General features: G+C 32.1%; 19 protein-coding genes and 2 other annotated features. All 19 genes read right to left on the bottom strand.

The window, feature by feature from the left end:
* Nucleotides 1-36: 36 nt before the first annotated feature.
* The 19 genes from J2Z35_RS04040 to atoD all read right to left on the bottom strand — a co-directional run bounded on the left by J2Z35_RS04040 (nt 37) and on the right by atoD (nt 21,600).
* Nucleotides 37-2,403 carry an endonuclease MutS2 gene (locus tag J2Z35_RS04040; RefSeq protein WP_209659662.1) on the bottom strand — a complete coding sequence of 789 codons (2,367 nt, stop codon included), beginning with the start codon at nt 2,401-2,403 and terminating at the stop codon, nt 37-39.
* Between the two features lie 5 nt (nt 2,404-2,408).
* Entirely contained in the window at nt 2,409-4,727 is a 2,319-nt protein-coding gene (locus J2Z35_RS04035; RefSeq protein WP_209659661.1) for a peptidase U32 family protein, read from the bottom strand.
* 87 nt (nt 4,728-4,814) lie between these two features.
* Entirely contained in the window at nt 4,815-5,330 is a 516-nt protein-coding gene (gene zapA / locus J2Z35_RS04030; protein WP_209659659.1) for a cell division protein ZapA, read from the bottom strand.
* A gap of 194 nt (nt 5,331-5,524) precedes the next feature.
* Nucleotides 5,525-7,897 (bottom strand): phenylalanine--tRNA ligase subunit beta, encoded by a 2,373-nt coding sequence (gene pheT / locus J2Z35_RS04025; RefSeq protein ID WP_209659657.1) that lies wholly within the window; start codon nt 7,895-7,897, stop codon nt 5,525-5,527.
* A gap of 12 nt (nt 7,898-7,909) precedes the next feature.
* The gene (gene pheS / locus J2Z35_RS04020) at nt 7,910-8,929 is read right to left on the bottom strand and encodes a phenylalanine--tRNA ligase subunit alpha (protein WP_209659655.1); all 1,020 of its coding nucleotides are present in this window, start codon (nt 8,927-8,929) and stop codon (nt 7,910-7,912) included.
* Between the two features lie 292 nt (nt 8,930-9,221).
* Nucleotides 9,222-9,992, bottom strand: coding sequence for a TrmH family RNA methyltransferase (locus tag J2Z35_RS04015; RefSeq protein WP_209659653.1), 771 nt, complete (start codon nt 9,990-9,992; stop codon nt 9,222-9,224).
* A complete protein-coding gene (locus tag J2Z35_RS04010; protein ID WP_209659651.1) occupies nt 9,993-10,643 on the bottom strand; it encodes a potassium channel family protein in 651 nt (216 codons plus the stop codon).
* Between the two features lie 9 nt (nt 10,644-10,652).
* Nucleotides 10,653-12,002 carry a TrkH family potassium uptake protein gene (locus J2Z35_RS04005; RefSeq protein ID WP_209659649.1) on the bottom strand — a complete coding sequence of 450 codons (1,350 nt, stop codon included), beginning with the start codon at nt 12,000-12,002 and terminating at the stop codon, nt 10,653-10,655.
* A 133-nt stretch (nt 12,003-12,135) separates the two neighbouring features.
* Nucleotides 12,136-13,146 (bottom strand): electron transfer flavoprotein subunit alpha/FixB family protein, encoded by a 1,011-nt coding sequence (locus J2Z35_RS04000; RefSeq protein ID WP_209659647.1) that lies wholly within the window; start codon nt 13,144-13,146, stop codon nt 12,136-12,138.
* A 37-nt stretch (nt 13,147-13,183) separates the two neighbouring features.
* Complete coding sequence (locus J2Z35_RS03995) at nt 13,184-13,969, bottom strand: electron transfer flavoprotein subunit beta/FixA family protein (protein ID WP_209659646.1); 786 nt, start codon at nt 13,967-13,969, stop codon at nt 13,184-13,186.
* A 12-nt stretch (nt 13,970-13,981) separates the two neighbouring features.
* The gene (locus J2Z35_RS03990; RefSeq protein WP_209659643.1) at nt 13,982-15,121 is read right to left on the bottom strand and encodes an acyl-CoA dehydrogenase; all 1,140 of its coding nucleotides are present in this window, start codon (nt 15,119-15,121) and stop codon (nt 13,982-13,984) included.
* A 53-nt stretch (nt 15,122-15,174) separates the two neighbouring features.
* Nucleotides 15,175-15,588: a MaoC family dehydratase gene (locus tag J2Z35_RS03985; RefSeq protein ID WP_209659641.1), complete on the bottom strand. Its 414-nt coding sequence runs from the start codon at nt 15,586-15,588 to the stop codon at nt 15,175-15,177.
* Nucleotides 15,589-15,906: 318 nt separating this feature from the next.
* Nucleotides 15,907-16,266 carry a 50S ribosomal protein L20 gene (rplT, locus tag J2Z35_RS03980; protein WP_209659639.1) on the bottom strand — a complete coding sequence of 120 codons (360 nt, stop codon included), beginning with the start codon at nt 16,264-16,266 and terminating at the stop codon, nt 15,907-15,909.
* A 32-nt stretch (nt 16,267-16,298) separates the two neighbouring features.
* Complete coding sequence (gene rpmI / locus J2Z35_RS03975; protein ID WP_209659637.1) at nt 16,299-16,496, bottom strand: 50S ribosomal protein L35; 198 nt, start codon at nt 16,494-16,496, stop codon at nt 16,299-16,301.
* Nucleotides 16,497-16,525: 29 nt separating this feature from the next.
* Nucleotides 16,526-17,044, bottom strand: coding sequence for a translation initiation factor IF-3 (gene infC / locus J2Z35_RS03970; RefSeq protein ID WP_209659635.1), 519 nt, complete (start codon nt 17,042-17,044; stop codon nt 16,526-16,528).
* A gap of 26 nt (nt 17,045-17,070) precedes the next feature.
* Nucleotides 17,071-17,203: a sequence feature (ribosomal protein L20 leader region), on the bottom strand.
* 50 nt (nt 17,204-17,253) lie between these two features.
* A complete protein-coding gene (locus J2Z35_RS03965) occupies nt 17,254-18,009 on the bottom strand; it encodes a GNAT family N-acetyltransferase (protein WP_209659633.1) in 756 nt (251 codons plus the stop codon).
* Between the two features lie 50 nt (nt 18,010-18,059).
* The gene (gene thrS, locus J2Z35_RS03960) at nt 18,060-19,964 is read right to left on the bottom strand and encodes a threonine--tRNA ligase (RefSeq protein ID WP_209659631.1); all 1,905 of its coding nucleotides are present in this window, start codon (nt 19,962-19,964) and stop codon (nt 18,060-18,062) included.
* 50 nt (nt 19,965-20,014) lie between these two features.
* Nucleotides 20,015-20,222: a binding site (T-box leader), on the bottom strand.
* Between the two features lie 78 nt (nt 20,223-20,300).
* On the bottom strand, nt 20,301-20,948 hold the full coding sequence (locus J2Z35_RS03955; protein ID WP_209659629.1) for a CoA transferase subunit B: 648 nt from the start codon (nt 20,946-20,948) through the stop codon (nt 20,301-20,303).
* 1 nt (nt 20,949) lies between these two features.
* Nucleotides 20,950-21,600, bottom strand: a complete 651-nt coding sequence (atoD, locus tag J2Z35_RS03950) for an acetate CoA-transferase subunit alpha (protein ID WP_209659627.1) — start codon at nt 21,598-21,600, stop codon at nt 20,950-20,952.
* Nucleotides 21,601-21,745: the final 145 nt, after the last annotated feature.

Here is a 21,745-nt window from a genome sequence, read left to right as displayed (position 1 = left end):
GCTACTTAAAAAGTCATTGCTTTAGCCATTCAAAAATTATTTTATCTCTACTACAGTTACTCCCATTCCACCTTCTCCATATACTCCATCTCTAAAGGATTTTACATGCTTATGTTTTTTTAATAAATCCTTAAGACCGTTTTTGAGGACCATAGTTCCAACTCCATGAATTATTGTAACACTTACTATTCCAGATATATATACATTATCTAGATATTTGTCCACTTCTAATCTAGCACTCTCTAAATCCATTCCTCTTACATCAATTTCTGTTTTTATATCCATTGATTTTACTTTATAGCTCTTTCCTCCACTACTACTTGATGTCTGAGATTCAGGCTTTTCTTTAATATCTAATGCAGAGTATGGAAGATTCATTTTCATTACTCCAATTTGAATTAAAGCTTCTTTTTTACTTTTATCAATTGAAACTACTGTTCCTTCTTTTCCAAAAGATGAAACGAATACATTATCCCCTGGACTTAATTCTTTAATTCTTTTTGTACTTTTTGATTTTTTAATTAAATTTTCTTCTTGAACAGAATATTTGTCTATAGAGGATTTTATCTTTTTTCTAGAATCTTCAATTTTTTTATTTATATTTATTTCATCAACCTGTTCTTTAAGCTCTTTAAGTTCTTTTATAAGATCCTCAGAACTCAATTTAGCTTCAATTAAGATATCCTTAGCATCTTTTTTAGCCTTAGATATGATTTTTTCTCTTTGGGCTTCAAGTTTTGTTTCTTTTTCCTCAAGTAAGTTTTTTAATCTTTGAGTTTCTTCTAAAAGCTTTTTAGATTCATTTCTTTCATCTTCGATGGATTTTCTATTATCTTCTATTTCTTTTAATATGTCCTCCATTGCAATTGAGTCTGAATCCATATGAAGTGTTGCGCTTTTAATTATATCTTCCATAAGTCCTAATTTCCTAGATATTTCAAATGCATTTGATTTCCCAGGAATCCCTATAAGAAGTCTATATGTAGGGCTTAGTGTATTTATATCAAATTCAACAGATGCATTTTCAACTGTATCTGTTGTAAGTGCATAAGTTTTCAGCTCACTATAGTGGGTAGTTGCAATAGTAAGTACTTTAAAATTTCTTAGTTTTTCAAGAATAGAAACTGCAAGAGCTGCTCCCTCAAGAGGATCCGTCCCAGCCCCAAGTTCATCAAAGAGGACTAAAGAGTCATCATGTACATTTTTTAGTATATTTACAATATGAGTCATATGAGAAGAGAATGTAGAAAGACTCTGCTCTATACTTTGCTCATCTCCAATATCTGCAAATATATTTTGAAAAATACATATTGAAGTACCATAATCACAGGGAAGATGAAGCCCACTTTGAGCCATTAATGCAAATAAGCCTACTGTTTTAAGAGTAACTGTCTTACCCCCGGTATTGGGGCCAGTTATTACAAGTGTGTTGAATTTTTTCCCAAGATGTATATTTGACGGAACTACATCTTTACTTGGAATCAGAGGGTGTCTTGCATTTTTGAAATTTAAAAATAGCTCATTATTCAAAGCAGGTTCTTGAGCCTTCATTTTGATTGATAATTTTCCTTTTGCAGAAATAAAATCTACTTCTGCAATTATTTCTTCATTTAGCTTTATTTCACTATAAAATTCTCCAATCTCATTTGAAAGCTCTGTCAAAATTCTTTCAATCTCTTCCTTTTCTTTAACCCTTAATTCTCTTATTTTATTATTCATTTCAACTACAGCTATTGGCTCGATAAACAAAGTAGCCCCTGATGCAGATGAGTCATGAACTATACCTGGAACACTACTTTTATTTTCAGCTTTTACAGGTATTACAAACCTATCCTGTCTCATTGTCACTACAGATTCCTGTAAGAATTTTGAGTACTGAGATGATGATACAATGGATTGAAGTTTAGTTCTAATCTGTTCTTTTAAAAGCGTAATATTTCTTCTTATTCTTTTGAGCTCAGAACTAGCATTATCTGAAATTTCCTCTTCAGAAATTATTGCATTTTCAATTTTTTCTTCAAAATCTCTTAATATGAAAAGGTCTTCTGTTAAGCTTTGTATTATCGGTGCATATGTTAAATCCTTTACAAAAGTTTTTATCCTTCTAGACGTCCTTAGAGTATCCGCTATTCTCAAAAACTGATACGGTTCTAAAATGCCTCCAAGTGAAGCTCTTTTTACATATGGAGAGATTTCATATGCCGCGCCAATCGGTATGCTACCTTTTTTTAGTATTATGCTCTGAGATTCACTAGTTTCTTTGAGTTTCTTAAGTACTTCATCTCTACTTTTCAATGGCTTAATATTCAAAGCCTTTTTCTTTCCGAACTGGGAACTAGCTTCCTCTTCCAGCATTTTTACAATTGTATCGTATTCAAGCACTTTCATGCTTCGTTTGTCCATTAATTCTAATCCTCCTTAATATCAAAACCGTAATAACTGAGAATCTCTAAAAATTCATTTCTGGACTCATTGAAAAGCTCAATCCTAAAAGATTCATATCCCATTTTCACTAAATTTCTAAAATGTTTTATATCAAGGGATTTTGGATTTTGACTTGATATAGATAACCTGCAATTAATTATATTTTTAAAATAAAAAAGTTCATTTTTTTCATTTTTTAAATTCACATTTTCAATCTCACATTTATTTTTTTTACATTTTCCTTCTGAATTTTTAAAAGGACAATACTCTGTAATCATGAGTTGAGGTCTTATATAAATAGGTATTTCCATCATAGTTTTGTCTACATTTTCAGGAATAGAAAATTCATTTCCATAAATTTGCTCTAACGAAGCAGTCGTCCTAATACCCAAGTCATGAAAGTAATTATGAGATATTGAATTATATAAATTCAAATGGTAATCCCCTATAGAATTTTTTTCTTTCATTTTCGTAATCATTCCATTACTGGAAAACATCATATTACTTTCTAAAGAATTCATTAAGTCATTAATATATTTATGATTTTTTTCTGTTATAACAGAGGGCATTGAAAACCAGATTTTATCTTTAAATTTATCATTTTCAATTGCTAAGTCATATAACTTCCTATCAGATATATATATTCTAGAAACATTTATATTTTCAAGAAAATCGAGATGCTCATTTTTGGTTATTTTAACTGATAATTTTGGTTTGCTTACTATTTTTGTTTTTGCTATATTCTTTTTTGGGATATTCTCATTACTGAAATTATTTCCAACATAATTTATAGTATTTGAAGAAATTCGCTTATAGGAATTAATAATTAGGTTTTCAAATTCACTTATAGCTTCTCTTCTTAAGCTATTGAGAGATTTTATAGGCAAATTTATATCTCTATCTAGAATTACAGAAATTTTTTCTATATAAAATGGAGAATTGCCAGTTTTGGATATCTGAGTAGTAACAGTAAATTCATCCAAAGGCTTGTTACGTGCCTTTTCAACTATTAAATCCATTTCTTTTTCTAGTTGTCTTTCATTATAGTCTCTTATCACTATTTTGGGTTTTTCATTTAACCGTATCTCTACTTTAACATCTATGGGAACTTTCTTTTCTAAGCTTATTCTAGAGTTTAAATCTTCCATAAATAAAAAATCTGAGGTTTTATATATTATTTCTCCGGGGATGTATTTTTTTAAAGAATCAAGTTCTATAACATCTCCCTTAAAACCCTTAGTTAATACTTCATTGTTCTTCAATACTCTACCTACAAACTCTCCTGTACTTAAGCCATCTCCCTTATGAAGGTCATCTAAAAGCTTTAATTTTAGCTTCTTAGTTTTTTTATTATAGGAGATTACTTCACCGAGCTTTGTTCCAATGGGTTTTTGGTAGTTAGAGTTTATTATTTCAGTCCCATTGTCTCCAAGTATATATCCACTTGTAAAATCTCTATTAAAAACTTTATATAAATCTTTATACATATCTTTTTTATCTAAGGATTCTTTCTTGATATAGCTATCTATTGCTTTTCTATAATGGTTTGTCACAAGAAAAACATATTCTGGTCGCTTCATTCTACCTTCGATTTTCAAAGAATGAATATTTGATTCGATTATTTTATCTATTTCAAGTATTGTATTTAAATCTTTAGGACTTAAAAGATATTCTCCTGTAGGCTCCTCAAGACCGATATATTCATATTTCATCCTGCAGGGCTGGGCACACATACCTCTATTAGCTGATCTGCCACCATTCATAGCACTAAACAAACATTTTCCACTGTATGATATACACAGTGCGCCATGAACAAAAGCTTCCATCTCTATTTGAGTTTTTTCTTGTATCGCTTTTATTTGTGTATATGGTATTTCTCTAGACATAACTACTCTTTTCACCCCAAGATTTTTCAAAAAAATAATATCATCAGAGGTATTATTAGTCATTTGAGTAGATGCATGGATTTCCATTTCTGGGAAATATTTTTTGATTAAGGTTATAGCTCCTATATCCTGAACTATTAAAGCATCCCCTCCAATTTTATAAAGAAACTCCACATATTCTATAAAATCAGATAGTTCCTCGTCTGCAATAAGTGTATTTACTGTTATATAAACCTTTACGTTTCTCAAATGGCAATAATCTATAGCTTCTTGGATTTCTTCATTGTTAAAATTTCCAGCAAATGCCCTTGCTCCAAAACTTCTGCCTCCTAAATATATTGCATCAGCGCCACCCCTTACAGCTGCTTTTAATGATTCCATGTTGCCAGCAGGAGCAAGTAATTCAATTTTTTTCATCTAATTCCTCCACTATCCAAAAACTCAGAAAATAGCCTTTCATTTAACCGTTTAAGTTTAATAGAAGGCTATCATGAGATCTTAATACTATTCTTTATTTTCAAGCTTTTCTTCTAGTTCTATTATTTTTAACTGCATGTCATAAAGTCTATTTTGAAAATCATCAACTAAATTTTCTGCTTCCTTTAACTTTAAATCTTTTTCCTCCATTTTTTTTACAACATCATTTTTAGAGTTATTAGTAAGATTTAAACTATCTTCATATTCTTGTATTTTTTGATTGATTTTATCAATTTGTGATTCTTTTTCTAAAACAGCTCTTTCTAAATCTTTTATATGTTTATTTGCTTTGTCTAGTTCTTCAAGAGGCTTGTTAAGATTTTTTCTAAGCTCGTTGTTTTCACTTAACTGTGAATAATATTCATCAGCAATATTAATTGCCGTCAAAACTGCTGTCATAGTCTGACTTAGCTTGGGATTCGCTTTTGAAGTACTTTCGATTTTTTCATCTACATGGGCAGCAAGCTGTAATAAATATTCCTTTTTTTCTTCTCCAACGATTGTATACTCATGGTTTGCAATCTTTACGGTTACTTTGTTCATAACATTTCCCCCAGACAATCTATATTAATATTTCTATTTTACTATAATTACATAATAATAGAAACCTATAAACAATATTTGAAGATTAAATAAATGAAAAAACTCTAGTGATTTATATTAACTCAGCTTTTTCCCTTTAGATAAAAAGAGATTTATAAAAGCCAATTTATATTTTATCACTAGAGTAAGAATAATTACAGTTCTCTTAATTTTCCTTTAAGAACCTCTTCAATCTCATTTAAGATTTTTTCTTGTATTTCTGAAATTTCATTGTCTGTTAATGTTCTGTCTTTAGCTCTATAGATGATTGAATATGCTACTGATTTCTTCCCAGATTCAATTTGATCTCCTGTATATATATCAAATAGGTCTATTTTTTCAATAAGCTTATTACCATTTTTCTTTATTATTGTCTCAATTTCTCTAACGAATATGTCTTCGTCTATTACAATAGCTATATCTCTTTTAATTGCAGGGAACTTAGGAACTGGAGAATAAAGTTTGTTTTTTTCAGATTTTTCCATTAATACTTCAAAATTCAAACTAAATAGATACAATCTTTTCTTAATATTATATGCATCAAGTACAAAGGGATGAATCTCTCCAATATAACCTATAAACGCATCATCTGAATATATCTTAGCACACCTTGTTGGGTGAAATGATGGATCCTCACTTGATGGAATATAATCTCTGTTTTTAAGCCCAATATATTCAAATACTCCCTCAAGTCTTCCCTTCATAGAATAAAAATCTTCTTCCTTCCCATAAAGGCCAGCTATAATAGCTCTATTTTGAACTGGATTTTCATCTTGAAAAAAAACATTTCCGATTTCAAATCCACCAAAGAAGTCTACTTTTTTCGATATATTTCTTGATAATACTTCTATCATTCCCGGAATCAAAGATGTTCTCATTATAGAAGTTTCTTCTCCAAGAGGATTTATAAGTGAAACTATATTTTCTAGGCTTCTTCTTGTTTTTTCCAGCCCTTTAATACTTGTAAAGGAATAATTCATAATTTCAGTAAGACCATTTGCCATCATAGCATCTTTTAAAGTATCTTCAAATTCTCTCTCAGCTGACTTTATTCCTGAGGTGAGTTCTCCAACAATATTTCTAGATTTTATATTATTATATCCATAAAGTCTTGCGATTTCTTCTAAGATATCAGCTTCCATTTCGATGTCAAGCCTAAATGATGGAATTTCTATATTTAGTTTTTCTTTATCGGCCTGAGCTTTAAACTTTAATCTCGACAAGATATCCACCATTTCAGAAGGGGATAATTCTTCTCCTAAGAGAGAGTTTATTCTATCTATGTTCACTGAGATTTTTTTATTTGAAATGACAGTATCTAAAGTATCAATATCTCCCTTTAAAACTTTTCCATATCCAAAATATGAAATCAAGTGACATACTCTATCAACAGCCTCTTTAGCTCTACTTAAATCTATCCCTTTTTCAAATTTTGCAGAAGCCTCAGTTCTTAGTCCTAATTTTTTTGAAGTTTGTCTTATATTATTTGCATCAAATATAGCACTTTCTATAATTATATTTTTTGTTTGAAGAGACACTTCAGAATCTAATCCCCCCATTACACCTGCAATAGCTATAGGGGCATCCGAATCTGTGATAAGAAGCATGGTAGAATCAACAGTTCTCTCAACTTCATCTAAGGTGGTGAATTTTTCTCCATCCATACCTCTTCTTAATGTGATTTTATTTTGTGATGAAAGTTTATCTTTATCGAATGCATGAAGAGGTTGTCCATACTCAAGCATCACATAGTTTGTAATATCGACTATATTGTTGATTGGTCTTATTCCAGATTCTATAAGTCTTCTTTGGATAAAATATGGAGATTCTTCTATTTTCACATCAGTTATTTCTTTAATTATATATCGAGGACAAAGATTTTTTTCTAAAACCTCTACCTTGAAATTTATAGGTTTATCTATTTCTTCATAAGTATTTTCTGGCATTTTGAGTGGTAGCTTAAAAGTTGCTGCAGCCTCGTGAGCTATACCTAAGATTGAAAGACAGTCAGGTCTATTAGATGTTATTTCAAATTCTACAACTGCATCATTTAGCATTAGTGCTTCTCTAATATCTTCACCTATTGTATGGTTATTGTCTAATATAAATATACCATCTCTTAGATCCTCTCTTACATACTTCTCTTCTATATCTAATTCCTGACAAGAACAAAGCATTCCTTCAGAAACTTCTCCCCTCAATTTTCCTTTTTTTATTTTTGTACCATCTGGCAATAAAGCTCCATGCAGCGCAACTGGAACCAAGTCATTTTCTTTTACATTTTTCGCTCCTGTCACAATCTGCAAAAGATTCTCTTTTCCTGCATCTACAGAAACTATAATTAGCTTGTCTGCATCTGGATGAGGTTTTATATCTACTATTTTTCCAACTACTACATTTTCTATACCTTCTCCAATTAATTTATAACCTTCAGCCTTTGTTCCAGACATAGTCATAGCATCACAAAATTCTTTTATTTCCATATTTATATCAACATAATCACGTAGCCATTTTATAGGTACATTCATAATTTAGCCTCCTTAGAATTGACTTAAAAATCTCATATCATTTTCATACATATATCTTATATCATCGATCTCATATTTTGACATGGCTATTCTTTCCACACCCATGCCGAAGGCAAAACCACTGTATACCTCAGGATCTATACCACAGTTTCTTAATACATTTGGATGAACCATACCTGAGCCTAGGATTTCTATCCATCCTTCTCCTTTACATGTAGGACATCCAGTGCCTCCACATTTAAAACAGCTTATATCCATCTCTGCACTTGGCTCTGTAAAAGGAAAGTTATGAGGCCTGAACTTAGTTTTTGTTTTTTCTCCAAAAAATTTATGAGCAAAAATCTCAAGAGTGGATTTTAAGTTTGCAAAATTTATGTTTTTATCAATAACCAGCCCCTCTATCTGATGAAACATCGGTGAATGAGTAGCATCTGGAGTATCATATCTGAAGCATCTTCCCGGAGAAATTATTTTAATAGGTGATTTAGTTTCTCTCATAGTTCTTACTTGAACGGGAGATGTTTGAGTTCTTAGAAGAAGTTCCTCAGTTATATAAAATGTATCGCTCATCTCTCTGGAAGGATGATTCGCTGGAGCATTTAGAGCATCAAAATTGTTCTTTACTGTGTCAATTTCTGGCCCCTCTACAACAGAAAAACCCATGGACATAAATATTTTTTCCATATCCCTGATTACAGAAGTTATTGGATGAATCTTTCCAACAAATTTGGGTTTTACTGGAATAGTTACATCTATTAATTCATTTTTTAATTTATCATTTAATGCTTCAATCTTAAATGCTTCTTTTTTTTCATCAATAATTTTTTCTATTTCTTCCCTTACTTCATTAGCAACCTTACCTATTATTGGTCTTTCTTCTTGACTTAATTTACCCATCTCTTTTAATATTAGAGTAAGCTCTCCTTTTTTGCCCATGTACTGAACTCTTAGATTATCTAATTCTTCTAGTGTTGGTGAATTTTTCAAAGAAGTAACTGCCTTATCTCTAAGGGTTTGTAATGCCTCTCTCATTCATTTCACAACCTTTCGTTTTTTTATAAAAAAAAAGCCATTCATTTCATAGGGGCGCTTACGCACGGTACCACCCTATAAATAAAAGACTCTCGTTGATATTTTATCGCTTTTTCTTGCGAAAAGCCTACTATTGTTTCAGCTTTTAACTCCGAAGTGAATTTCTCATTATTATTTCAGTTAAGCCATCTCAGCAAAAGGCTATTCTCTGTATACTGAACAATAGGATACTTGTCTTCATCACAGTATTATTATTAATTTTTATAAATGTTATAATAACATAGTTTTATTTTCATTTCAATGACTTAGTTTGGTATTCATACATAAGAATTGCTCCTGCAATTGCAACATTAAGTGATTCAGCTTTCCCCAATATAGGTATTTTTACTTTTTTATCTGAAATATTTAAAATTTCTTTTGATATCCCATTTGCTTCATTTCCCAAAACAAGTACAAATTTTTCCTTAACTACTATATCTTTATAGCAACATGAATTTTCAAGGGCAGAAGAGACTATAAAATATCCATTTTCTTTAAGCAAATTTACATCTTCAATAGGAAGTATATTCATATAAAATATAGATCCCATAGCAGCTCTCACTACTTTAGGGGAATACGGATCTGTAGTTCCCTTAGTATAAAGAATTGTTTTTATGCCAGCTGCATCTGCTGTCCTTATTATAGTCCCCAAATTTCCTGGGTCTTGAATTCTATCAAGGAGTAAGATAGTATTTTCATTTAACACATCTCTAGCTTCAGTTTGAGAGATTTTGAATATACCTATAATCCCTTGAGATGTTATAGTTTCACTTAAGTTTTCAAATAGCTTTTCAGAGATGATATAAGAGTTTTCTTCATTTTCTATTAAACCCCTTATTTCTTCATTGTCAATATTTTTCTCATTTAGAAATAAGTATTCGCTCTTATAGCTATAATCCAATGCCAATTTAATGTTTCTAAGACCTTCAACTAAAAACAGGCCATTTTGTTCTCTACCTTTTTTAGTTTTTAAGGATAATGCAATTTTATATTTAATATTATCTTTAGACTCTATTTTATTCATTTATCCACGCTCTTCAATTTTATTTATCTGTTCGTTTTTACCAATTACCACAAGAATATCTCCTGGCTTTAAGGCATCATCAGCAAGAGGAGAAATATTAATCTCCATTCCATGCTTTACAGCCATCACATTAACCCCATAATTCGCCCTTAAATCAAGCTCTCCTATGGATTTTCCTATCCATTTTGCTGGTGTAACTATTTCTACAATCGAATAATGTGGGTCAAGTTCTATGTATTCAAGTACATTTTGAGAAACTAGATTATGAGCTACTCTAATTCCCATATCTCTTTCTGGAAATACTACTCTATCTGCCCCTATTTTATATAAAACCTTGGCCTGAAGCTCATTTTGAGCCTTGCAAAGTACATAAGGAACTCCTAAATCTTTTACAATAAGGGTCGCCATTATAGACGACTGGACATCCGACCCTATGCTTACTACAGCAACATCAAAATTTCTTATTCCCAGAGATTTTAATACGTTTTCATCTGTACAATCTGCTTCTACTGCATGGGTGACCTGATCAGCTATATTTTGTATTATCTCCTCATTTTGATCTATCGCAAGAACTTCATGTCCTAAACTATGAAGAGTCTTTGCAATAGAGCTTCCAAATCTTCCGCATCCTATAACTACATAGTTTTTCATATCATTCTCCTATCCAACAATAACCTTATCTTCCGGAAATTTATATAACACTTTCTTTTCTTTTGTTGCAAGGGCAAGAAGTATTGTTAGAGCTCCAACTCTTCCTGTGAACATTATTAAAATTACAACTAGCCTGCCAAATACTGAAAGCTCTCCAGTAATTCCCAGGGAAAGGCCAACTGTTCCAAATGCTGAGACTGTTTCAAATAAGACATAAAGAAATTCCTTTGAAGGTTCAGTCAAAGAAAGTATCATAGTTCCTGAAATAATCACACTGAGCCCCACAAAAAGGACTGCTAGAGCTTTATTTACAGAACTATAGGATATCTTTCTTTTAAATGCATAAACATCGTCTTTGCCTGTAATCAATGTCCTTACTGCTAAAATAAGAACTGCTAATGTAGATATCTTGATACCTCCTGCAGTGGAAGCAGGAGATCCGCCTATAAACATAAGTACCGTAGTAAGTAGTTTTGAGCTGTTTTGCATACCTGCGAGGTCTATTGTGTTAAAACCAGCTGTTCTAGGAGTTACTGCCTGAAATAAAGAGGCAAGTAATTTTCCTTTCAAAGAAAGCTCCCTTATTGTTCCCTCATTTGAATATTCCATAAAGAAAAACAAAATAAATGGTACTAAAATAAGTATAGCAGATACAAAGAGAACTATTTTAGAGTGAAGGGAAAGCCTTTTAAACTTTCGTTTAGTTGCTACATCTGACAGGACTGTAAAACCTAGTCCACCAAGTATTATAAGACTCATTATCGTCAGGTTTACGAGAGTGTTATTTACATAAGGAGTCAACGATCTTCCTCCACCTATTATATCAAAGCCTGCATTACAAAAGGCTGATATAGAATGAAATATACTATAACCAATCCCTTTTAAAAAACCAAACTCTGGAACAAAAACTATTGCTAAAAAAAAGGCTCCAATTGATTCAATAAAAAATGTAGTGAATATAATTTGTCTTGTAAACTTTACTACTCCAGATAGCTTATGCTCATTAAGGGATTCTTGAATTAAAAGTCTTTCTTTTAATGATATTTTTTTTCCTATAATTAGTGCTCCTAAGGTTGCGAGAGTCATGAATCCAAGTCCGCCAATTTGAATAAGCAAAAGAATTACAGTTTTCCCAAAAGTCGTCCAGTATGTACCAGTATCTACAACTACAAGTCCAGTAACACACACAGCAGACGTAGCTGTAAATAAGGCGTCTACAAATCCTATATTTTCCCCTCTTGTAGATGAGATAGGAAGATTAAGAAGTATTGCCCCAATAAATATAATAATTGCAAATCCTCCCACAATAATCTGTGGTGGAGAAAAATTTAATTTTTTATTTTCTGGTATTTTAATCATAAGACTCTCCTTTTAAATAGGCGATACATATTATTATACTACTAGAAATTTATATTTCAATTGAAATAGCCCAGATTATAAATTTTTTTCAATATAAAAACAGCACATAAAAATATGTGCTGTTTTTATATTATTAGTTCTCTGATTTTATTTTCTTTAGCTCTTCTGTTACTAGCGGAATTATTTTTGCAGCATCTCCAACAATCCCTAAATCAGATACTTCAAAAATAAGTGCATCAGGATTTTTATTGATTGATATTATTAATTCCGACTCTTCCATTCCTGCAACGTGCTGTATTGCTCCTGATATACCACAAGCAAAATATAAGTCTGGACGTACTGTTTTCCCAGTCTGACCTACTTGTCTTTCTTTGTCAAGCCATCCATTGTCTATTACGGCACGAGATCCTGAAACTTCCCCTTTTAATGGTTCTGCTAAATCATAAAGTACAGCCATATTATCTTTTGATCCAATACCTCTTCCCGCTGATATAAGTACCTTTGCATCTTCTATATTAGCTTTCTTTTTATCTTCCTTTACAATTTCTAAGATTTCAACATTTAAATCAGAATTTGATAGCTGAGAATCAAATTCTACTATTTCGCCTTTTCTGCTTGAATCTCTTTCAAGCTTTATCATAACTCCTGGTCTAACAGTAGACATCTGCGGTCTATGGTCAGGACATATGATTGTAGCCATTATATTCCCACCAAAAGCTGGTCTTGTCATAAGAAGATTGTTAGTTTCAGCATCTACATCTAGAGTGGTGCAATCTGCAGTAAGTCCTGTCTTTATTCTAGCTGCTACTCTTGGAGCTATATCTCTACCTATTGAAGTCGCTCCCACTAACACAATTTCAGGTTTTTCGCTTTCAATGATTTTTGAAAGCGCTTTTGTATAAGGCTCATTAGTGAAATTTTTCAGTATTTCACTGTCTGAATAAACTACTTTGTCAGCCCCATGATATACAAGTTCTTCAGAAAGCCCCTTAATCTCAAAACCTAATAATACTGCAGTAAGTGTTGTATTTAATTTTTCAGCAATCTCTTTACCTTTTCCTAATAGCTCTAAGGATACTTTTTGAATTTCTTTATCTCTTTGCTCTATATATACTAAAACACCTTTATAATCAGATAGTATCAACTTTCTAACCTCCTGTCGATTTTATGTTTCAAAATAATTAAGATATTATATATTTTTCTTTTAATTTTTCTACTATGATTTTTGCTGCTTCTTTTGGCTCGACTTCAAATACTTTCCCAGCCGTTTTAGCTCCTTTTGTGAAGGATTTTTTAACCTTTGTTGGAGATCCTTTTAATCCAAGATTGCTATGATCTACCTCTATCTTGTCAACGTTCCAAATTTCTACTTTATCTTCTTTAAATGCATCATAAACTCCAGAAACTCTCATATATCTAGATTTATTCATTTCCTGAAGAGTTGTTACAAGGCATGGAGTATTGATTTTAATTTTATGATATCCATCTTCAAATGATCTTTTAACTATTATGCTTCCAGGTGCTGCTTCTATATCTTCAACATATGTAACAGATGGAAGATTAAGATGTTCAGCTATTTGAGGACCTACTTGAGCCGTGTCACCATCTATAGCCTGTCTTCCTGCTATAATCAAATCAAACTCCATTGTTCTAAGAGCTCCAGCAAGGGCTGAAGAAGTTGCCCATGTGTCAGCTCCTGCAAATGCTCTATCTGTAAGAAGTATTGCCTTGTCAGCTCCCATAGCCAAAGCTTCTCTTAGTGCTGCATCGGCTTGTGGCGGTCCCATAGTTAAAACCGTAACTTCTGCTCCTATAGTATCTTTTAATCTTAGGGCAGCTTCTAGTCCACTTTTGTCGTCTGGATTTATTATAGAAGGAACTCCTTCTCTTATAAGAGTTCCTGTTTTTGGATCTAGTTTAACTTCTGTTGTGTCTGGAACTTGTTTTATGCATACAACAATTTTCATCTTATTTCCTCCTTATTTTAATAGATTTGCTGCTATTACCATTCTTTGAACTTCTGAAGTACCTTCGTATATTTCTGTTATTTTTGCATCTCTCATCATTCTTTCAACAGGATATTCTCTTGTATATCCATATCCTCCATGAAGCTGTACAGCTTTTGTTGTAACTTCCATAGCAGCTTCTGATGCAAACAGCTTAGCCATAGCCGCTTCATTAGAATAAGGTAAACCCATGTCCTTATTGTAAGCAGCCTTATACACAAGTAGTCTTGCAGCTTCAACCTTTGAAGCCATATCAGCTAATTGAAACTGAGTGTTCTGGAAAGCAGATATTGGTCTTCCAAATTGCTTTCTCTCTTTTACATAATTTACTGTCTCATCTAAAGCTCCTTGAGCTATTCCAAGTGCTTGAGCAGCAATCCCTATTCTTCCGCCATCCAAAGTCTGCATAGCAACCTTGAAGCCAAAACCTTCTTTTCCAAGTCTATTTTCAACAGGAATTCTGCAGTTTTCAAATATAAGCTCACAAGTTGAAGAACCTTTAATTCCTAATTTTTTCTCTTTTGGACCAATTGTGAATCCCTCTGTATCAGCTTCTATGATAAATGCAGAAATACCTCTAGTGCCCGCACTCTTGTCAGTCATAGCCATAATTACATATGTATCAGCATAACCAGCATTTGTTATAAATATCTTAGACCCATTTATTATATAATGATCTCCATCTAAAACTGCAGTAGTCTGTTGCGCTGAAGCATCAGTTCCAGCGTTTGCTTCAGTAAGACCAAAAGCTCCAATTTTTTCTCCTTTTGCCATTGGTACTAGAAATTTCTGTTTCTGCTCTTCTGTACCAAACTGATATATTGGATGAGCTCCAAGGGAAACGTGGGCAGAAAGTATTACTCCAGTCGTTGCGCAAACTCTTGAAAGCTCTTCAACCGCCATTGCATACCCAAGGTTATCTCCACCTTCTCCACCATATTTTTTAGGAAATGGTATCCCCATAAATCCAGCTTTGACCATTTTTTCAACAGTTTCTACTGGAAATCTTTCATTTTCATCTACCTCAGCAGCAAGGGGCTTAACCTCAGTTTCTGCAAATTCTCTATACATTTGTTTCAGCAAAGCATGCTCTTTTGAAAAACCAAACTCCATGATTAATTCCTCCTATTGTTAATTATTAATTTAACGAATTTTTTTAAAAAATATTACTTTGGGGGCATTACGGTTGCGTGACCCTCTAATACAATAGTGCCCTCTTGATTAGTACAAGTTGTTTTTAACTTTACTATTTTTTCTTTGATTATTTCAACAACTTCTACCTCAGCCTTTATTGTATCTCCAAATTTCACAGGAGCAGTGAACTTTAATTCTTGGGATAAATATATCGTGCCTGGACCAGGAAGTTGCATTCCTAAAACACCTGAAATAAGACCAGCTGTTAACATACCATGAGCTATTCTTCCCTTAAACATACTATTTTTAGAAGTTTCTTCATCGATATGAGCAGGATTTAAATCACCTGTTATTCCGGCATATAAATATACATCTGATTCTGATATGGTTCTTTGTGTGCTAGCTTTGTCTCCTATGTTTATTTGAGAGATTTTTTTTCCATTCATAATCATTCTCCTTTCGTATAATAATACATTTTATATTAAAGCAATATATATGCCAAATAAATCAAAGTAATTTCTTGAATTGAAACCCAGCCTTTATAAGGCATTTAGCAGATTTAATTCTAAAACGAAAAATATCCAGAATAAAAAATGTCCTATGTTTGAACACTTATTCTTTTTTTTTTCTACAATCAACTAAATGAGCCATAAAAAACAATGTATTTTTTGTGAACATAGTTTATTGTGTGTTCAGAAAAAATACATTGTTGCTTTATTTTATTGAAAAAGCACACGATTTTAAACGTGTGCTTAATATAATAATTATGCATTAAGTGATTCTTTTGCTACATTAACAAGATTTTCAAAGCCCTTAGGATCATTTATAGCCATTTCAGAAAGCATTTTTCTGTTTATGTTTATATTTGATTTTTTAAGACCATTCATAAATCTTGAATAGCTTAATCCGTGCATTCTTGTTCCTGCATTGATTCTAGCAATCCATATTTTTCTGAAATCTCTCTTTTTAAGTTTTCTTCCTACATATGAGTGCATTAAAGCTTTCATTACAAATGCATTAGCAGGCTTGAAAAGTTTACTTCTTCCACCTCTGAAACCTTTTGCTAATTTAAGTACTTTTTTATGTTTTTTACGGGCATTAATAGCCTTTTTTACTCTTGCCATTTTATGTTAACCTCCTTGATAATTAAGATATTTTAAATATATGGTAATAATCTTGCAATTCTTGTTTGATCACCTTTTGATACAAGTCCACTATGTCTAAGATTTCTTTTTCTCTTAGGAGATTTCTTAGTTAATATATGGCTAGTGTAGGCTTTACTTCTTTTAAGTCTACCTGTTCCAGTAGCTTTAAATCTTTTTGCTGCTCCTCTATGAGTTTTCATTTTTGGCATTTTGTTTTCCTCCTTCTAGTTTGTTGTTCTTAAAGATTTTTCTTAGGGTCAAGCATAACAATCATAGTATTTCCTTCTAATCTAGGCGCTCTATCAGGAGTTCCTACTTCTTTTAAGGAATCTACAAACTTTTTAATTACCTCAATCCCTATTTCTTTGTGGCCTAATTCTCTTCCCCTAAATCTAACCGAAACTTTTACTTTATCTCCGTTTTCAAGGAATTTGTAGGCCATTTTTGCCTTTGTGGTCAAATCATGCTCCTCTATAGAAGGTCTTAATCTAACTTCTTTTATAACCACAACTTTTTGTTTCTTTTTAGATTCTTTTTCTCTTTTGGCTGCTTCATATTTGAATTTACCAAAGTCCATTATTTTGCAAACTGGGGGGTTTGCGTTTGGAGAGATCTTAACTAAATCCAAATTCTTTTCATTAGCTAAGTTTTGAGCATCTCTTGATGTCATAATTCCTAATTGAGTCCCATCTTCATCAATAACACGGATTTCTTTATCTCGAATTTGCTCATTAATTTGTTGATCTTTAATATTCATACACCTCCAAATTTGAAAATAAATATTGCAAATAAAAAATGCGGATAGCACAAGCTATCCGCACGAAGATACTAATCAATCTCCTACATAGTAAGAGCCTAGTAATTACCTTATACGCCTTAGCAATAAGGTGAGAAGCGGATACTTCTACTTAATAATCAACTTGTTAATTGTAACAATAAATTTATAATATGTCAAACATTTTATATTTATTTTTTCACTCTATAGCAATAGCCATAAATATCTTCAAAATTCACCTTATTAAAAAGCTTGTTTGAAGGGATATCATCATAAAATACATCAGCGAGAGCAATAGATGCCCCTTGCTTAAAACCATAGCTAAGCATGCTCATTAGGAGCCTTCTGCCATAAGAAAGCCTTCTATATTTGGGATTAATAATAATATTATTTATAATCATAAATTCTTCTTGAAAAGTAACATATCCCTGTCCTAAAAGAATATTTTCTTCAATTAGTGTAAAATATACAAATTTTGAAAGTCCTCCCCTAATAGAATCAGCTAAAGCTTTTGTATCATACTCTCCTATATTCATTAGATAGGAATAGTCTGAAAGCCAGAAATCTTTAAGCTCTTCTTCCACATAAACCCCATTTTGTATGAAGTTTGCAAAGGTAAATAATTCTCTTTGTAAATTAGAAATATCTATTCCTTTTACAGTTCCTTGAGATTCTCTTTCGTAACCGGATTTAAAAAGCTCTTCGTCCAATTTCTTGTAGTCATTTTGAAATACTATTCTATATCTGCTTTCAAACCCTCTGCTTTTAATAATATCTTCACATCTTAATGTTTTTTCGTGAGTTCCCTTATTATCTCTTCCATAAAGAGGGTGTATGCTTTGAGTGAATTTTTCAAATCCACCATAATTAATCATGAAGCCTTCAAAAATCGATGTCAGTGGAGCGGGCTTCGAGTTTAAAAGCATCTCTTCATATTTTATAAACATTAATTTATCACCTTCCCATGGCAAAACTCAATTCTGATAAGTGAAAGTAATTATCTTTTATTTATATCATCCTCTTTGAGCTTATCTATAAAACTATCTATAATATCTGAACCTAAATCACCTAAATCTCTAGATCTTACAGATATAGAACCTTCATTTAATTCTTTTTCTCCTACTATAATCATGTAAGGAACTTTTTCTAATTGAGCCTCTCTTATCTTATACCCTATTTTTTCAGCTCTATCATCTAATTCAACTCTAAACCCTTCATTAAATAATTTATTTTCAATTGACTTAGCATAGTCCATAAATTTATCTGATATAGGTAGTATCTTTACCTGAACTGGAGAAAGCCAAAGAGGGAATTTACCTGCATAATGCTCTATTAATATACCAATGAACCTTTCAATACTTCCAAAAGCAACCCTATGAATCATAACAGGTCTATGTTTTTCTCCATCTTTTCCAATATATGATAAATCAAAACGTTCTGGCATCTGATAATCTAATTGTATAGTTCCGCACTGCCAAGTTCTTCCTAGACAATCTCTTAAATGAAAATCAATTTTAGGACCATAAAATGCTCCATCTCCCTCATTAATCTTAAATGGCATGTCAAGCTCTTCAAGAGCAGATTTAAGATTAGCCTCAGCTTCATCCCACAGAGATATTTCTCCTAAAAACTTTTCTGGTCTTGTAGAAAGCTCTAGATGATAAGAAAAGCCAAATGTCTTGTAGACCTTATCAATAAGAGCTACAACCCCTTTTATTTCGTCTTTTATTTGCTCTGGAAGCATAAATATATGTGCATCATCTTGAGTAAATGCCCTTACTCTCATAAGTCCATGAAGAGCTCCTGATAATTCATGTCTATGAACTCTTCCGATCTCTCCCATTTTTAACGGAAGGTCTCTATAAGAACGCATTTTACTTTGATAAGCAAGCATGCATCCTGGACAGTTCATCGGCTTAATTGCATAATCCTCTTCATCGATTTCTACAGTGTACATATTTTCTTTATAATTAAACCAGTGTCCAGATGTCTCCCATAGTTTTCTATTTAATATAATAGGAGTCTCTATTTCTACATATCCATCTTCTCTATGAATTGTTCTCCAGTACTCGAGTAGTTTGTTTTTTAAGATAGTTCCTTTTGGTAAAAAGAAAGGGAATCCTGGTCCTTCTTCCAGTATTGTAAACAATTCCAGTTCTTTGCCTAACTTTCTATGATCTCTAAGCTTAGCTTCTTCAAGCATATGAAGATGTTCATCAAGGTCTTTTTTCTTTTCAAAGGCAATACCATATATTCTTTGAAGCATTTTGTTGTTTTGATCAGCTCTCCAGTATGCTCCAGCTACAGAAAGAAGCTTAAATGCTTTGACTTTTTTTACAGTAGGTAAATGAGGCCCTGCACAAAGGTCTACAAATTCTCCCTGCTTATAAAAAGAAATTGTACTTCCTTCCTCAAGAGCTTCAATTAATTCAACCTTATATTCTTCTTTCATTTCCTTCATTAATTTTATAGATTCTTCTCTTGAAAGCTCAAATCTTTCTACATCGAATCCTTCTTTTACTATTTTTTTCATTTCCTGCTCTATTTTTTCGAGGTCTTCTGGTGTAAGTCTATGCTCTAAGTCTATATCATAGTAAAATCCATTTTCAATTGCTGGTCCTATAGCAAGCTTAGCCTCTGGAAACAATCTTTTAACAGCCTGAGCCATAATATGAGTTGATGTATGCCAAAAAACATCCTTCCCATCTATGTCATCAAATTTCAAAAACTCAAGTTTGGAATCTGAATCTATTTTTGTCATAAGATCCTTTACTTCACCATTTATTTTTGCTCCTACTACAGCTCTTGCAAGTCCATCACTTATTGAGTATGCAATATCAAGTGCAGTTGTTTGCTGTTCAAATTCTTTTATAGTGCCATCTTTTAATTCAATCTTTATCATTATTTTCCCTCCTATATTAATTTTTTTCAAAAAAACAAAAATCGCCCCAGAAATGGGGCGATTAAAAGTCGCGGTTCCACCCAAATTAATAGAAAAATCTATTATCTTAAGCTAGCTATAACGTGCTAACACGTTTTCCTTTTTATTGGAAAAAGCTCAGAGGTGGTTTTCATGAAAAATGTATGAAGAAGCTTTCAGCTTATGCTTCTCTCTCTGACATACATAAAAATCATTACTCTTTCTCGTCATCACTAAAGTATTATATTATACAAGATTATACTTAAAAATACATATTAAGTCAATATATAACTTAATATGTAAAAGAAATTAAGAAGGTTAAATCTCCATAGTTTTAAGCTCAGAATCAATAATTAAGTTAGCTTCAGTTGCAGCTATAATATCCTCTAAAGTGAACTCAGGTGAAATTTCCTTAAGTATTAATCCCTTTTCTGTAACTTCCATAACTCCCATTTCGGTAATTATTAAATCAACTTGAGCTTTGGCTGTAAGGGGAAGATTACACTTCTTTAGAATTTTTGCTTTTCCTTTAGCTGTATGTTCCATTGCAACGATAACCTTTTTAGCTCCTACAACAAGATCCATAGCTCCACCCATTCCAGGAACCATTTTTCCAGGAATCATCCAGTTTGCAAGATTCCCTTCTTCATCAACCTGTAATGCACCTAATACAGTAACATCAACATGTCCTCCTCTAATTATCCCAAAAGACATTGAAGAATCAAAGAAAGCCCCCCCTTTTCTTACTGTAACAGGCTGACCCCCAGCATTTATTAAATCCTTATCTATATTTTCTTCACTTGGAGCAGGTCCAATACCTACAAATCCATTTTCTGATTGAAGTGTTATATCTATATCCTCTGGAACATAATTAGCTACTAATGTTGGCATTCCAATTCCTAGATTTACTACATCTCCATCTTTCAGTTCTTTTGCTACTCGTTTTGCTATGATTTCTCTAGACATCTTATTTCTCCTTTACAATATAATCTACAAGAATTGAAGGTGTAACTACTGAATCTGGATCTATGTCTCCAACTTCAACAAGGTTTTCAGCATATGCAATCACTGTATCTGCAGCCATAGCCATAAGAGGATTGAAATTTCTAGCAGATTTTGAATATACTATATTACCTTTTGAATCAACTTTGTTTCCTAATATTAAAGCTACATCTGCTTTTAATGGTTTTTCAAGTAAAAACGTATTCCCATCCACTATAATTTTTTCTTTTCCTTCTTCCACAAGTGTACCAATACCTGTAGGAGTCAATACACCACCAAGTCCTGTTCCTGCACATCTTATTCTTTCGATTAGAGTACCTTGTGGCACAAGATCAACTTCCAGTTCCTCTGCAAGCATTTGCTTACCAGTCTCTTGATTGGTCCCTATATGAGAGGTTACTACTTTTTTTACCTGTTTATTTGCTATAAGCTTTCCTAGTCCCTTATCTATAAAAGATGTATCGTTGGCTATTATAGTAAGATTTTGTACATTTCGTTTTACTAGCTCATCAATAAAGATCTCAGGTGTTCCACATCCTAAAAATCCTCCTATCATTAAAACCATTCCATCTTGAATTTTATCCATTGCTGTATCTAATGATACTACTTTTTTCATTATTTTAGACCCTCCTATGTATTTATATAGTCCCATTGATTATGATAATAGAAATTCCTTTTAAAATCTAGTCTATTTATTTTTCTCCCTTAAAAATGATATAAAAAAGTTGGATTTGGCATAAAAATTATACCTAACCCAACTT

The organism is Acetoanaerobium pronyense, from assembly GCF_017874355.1.
GTDB classification, from domain to species: domain Bacteria; phylum Bacillota; class Clostridia; order Peptostreptococcales; family Filifactoraceae; genus Acetoanaerobium; species Acetoanaerobium pronyense.
Note: the sequence above shows the minus strand (reverse complement) of the source record. Positions and strands in the feature narration are given on the sequence as shown.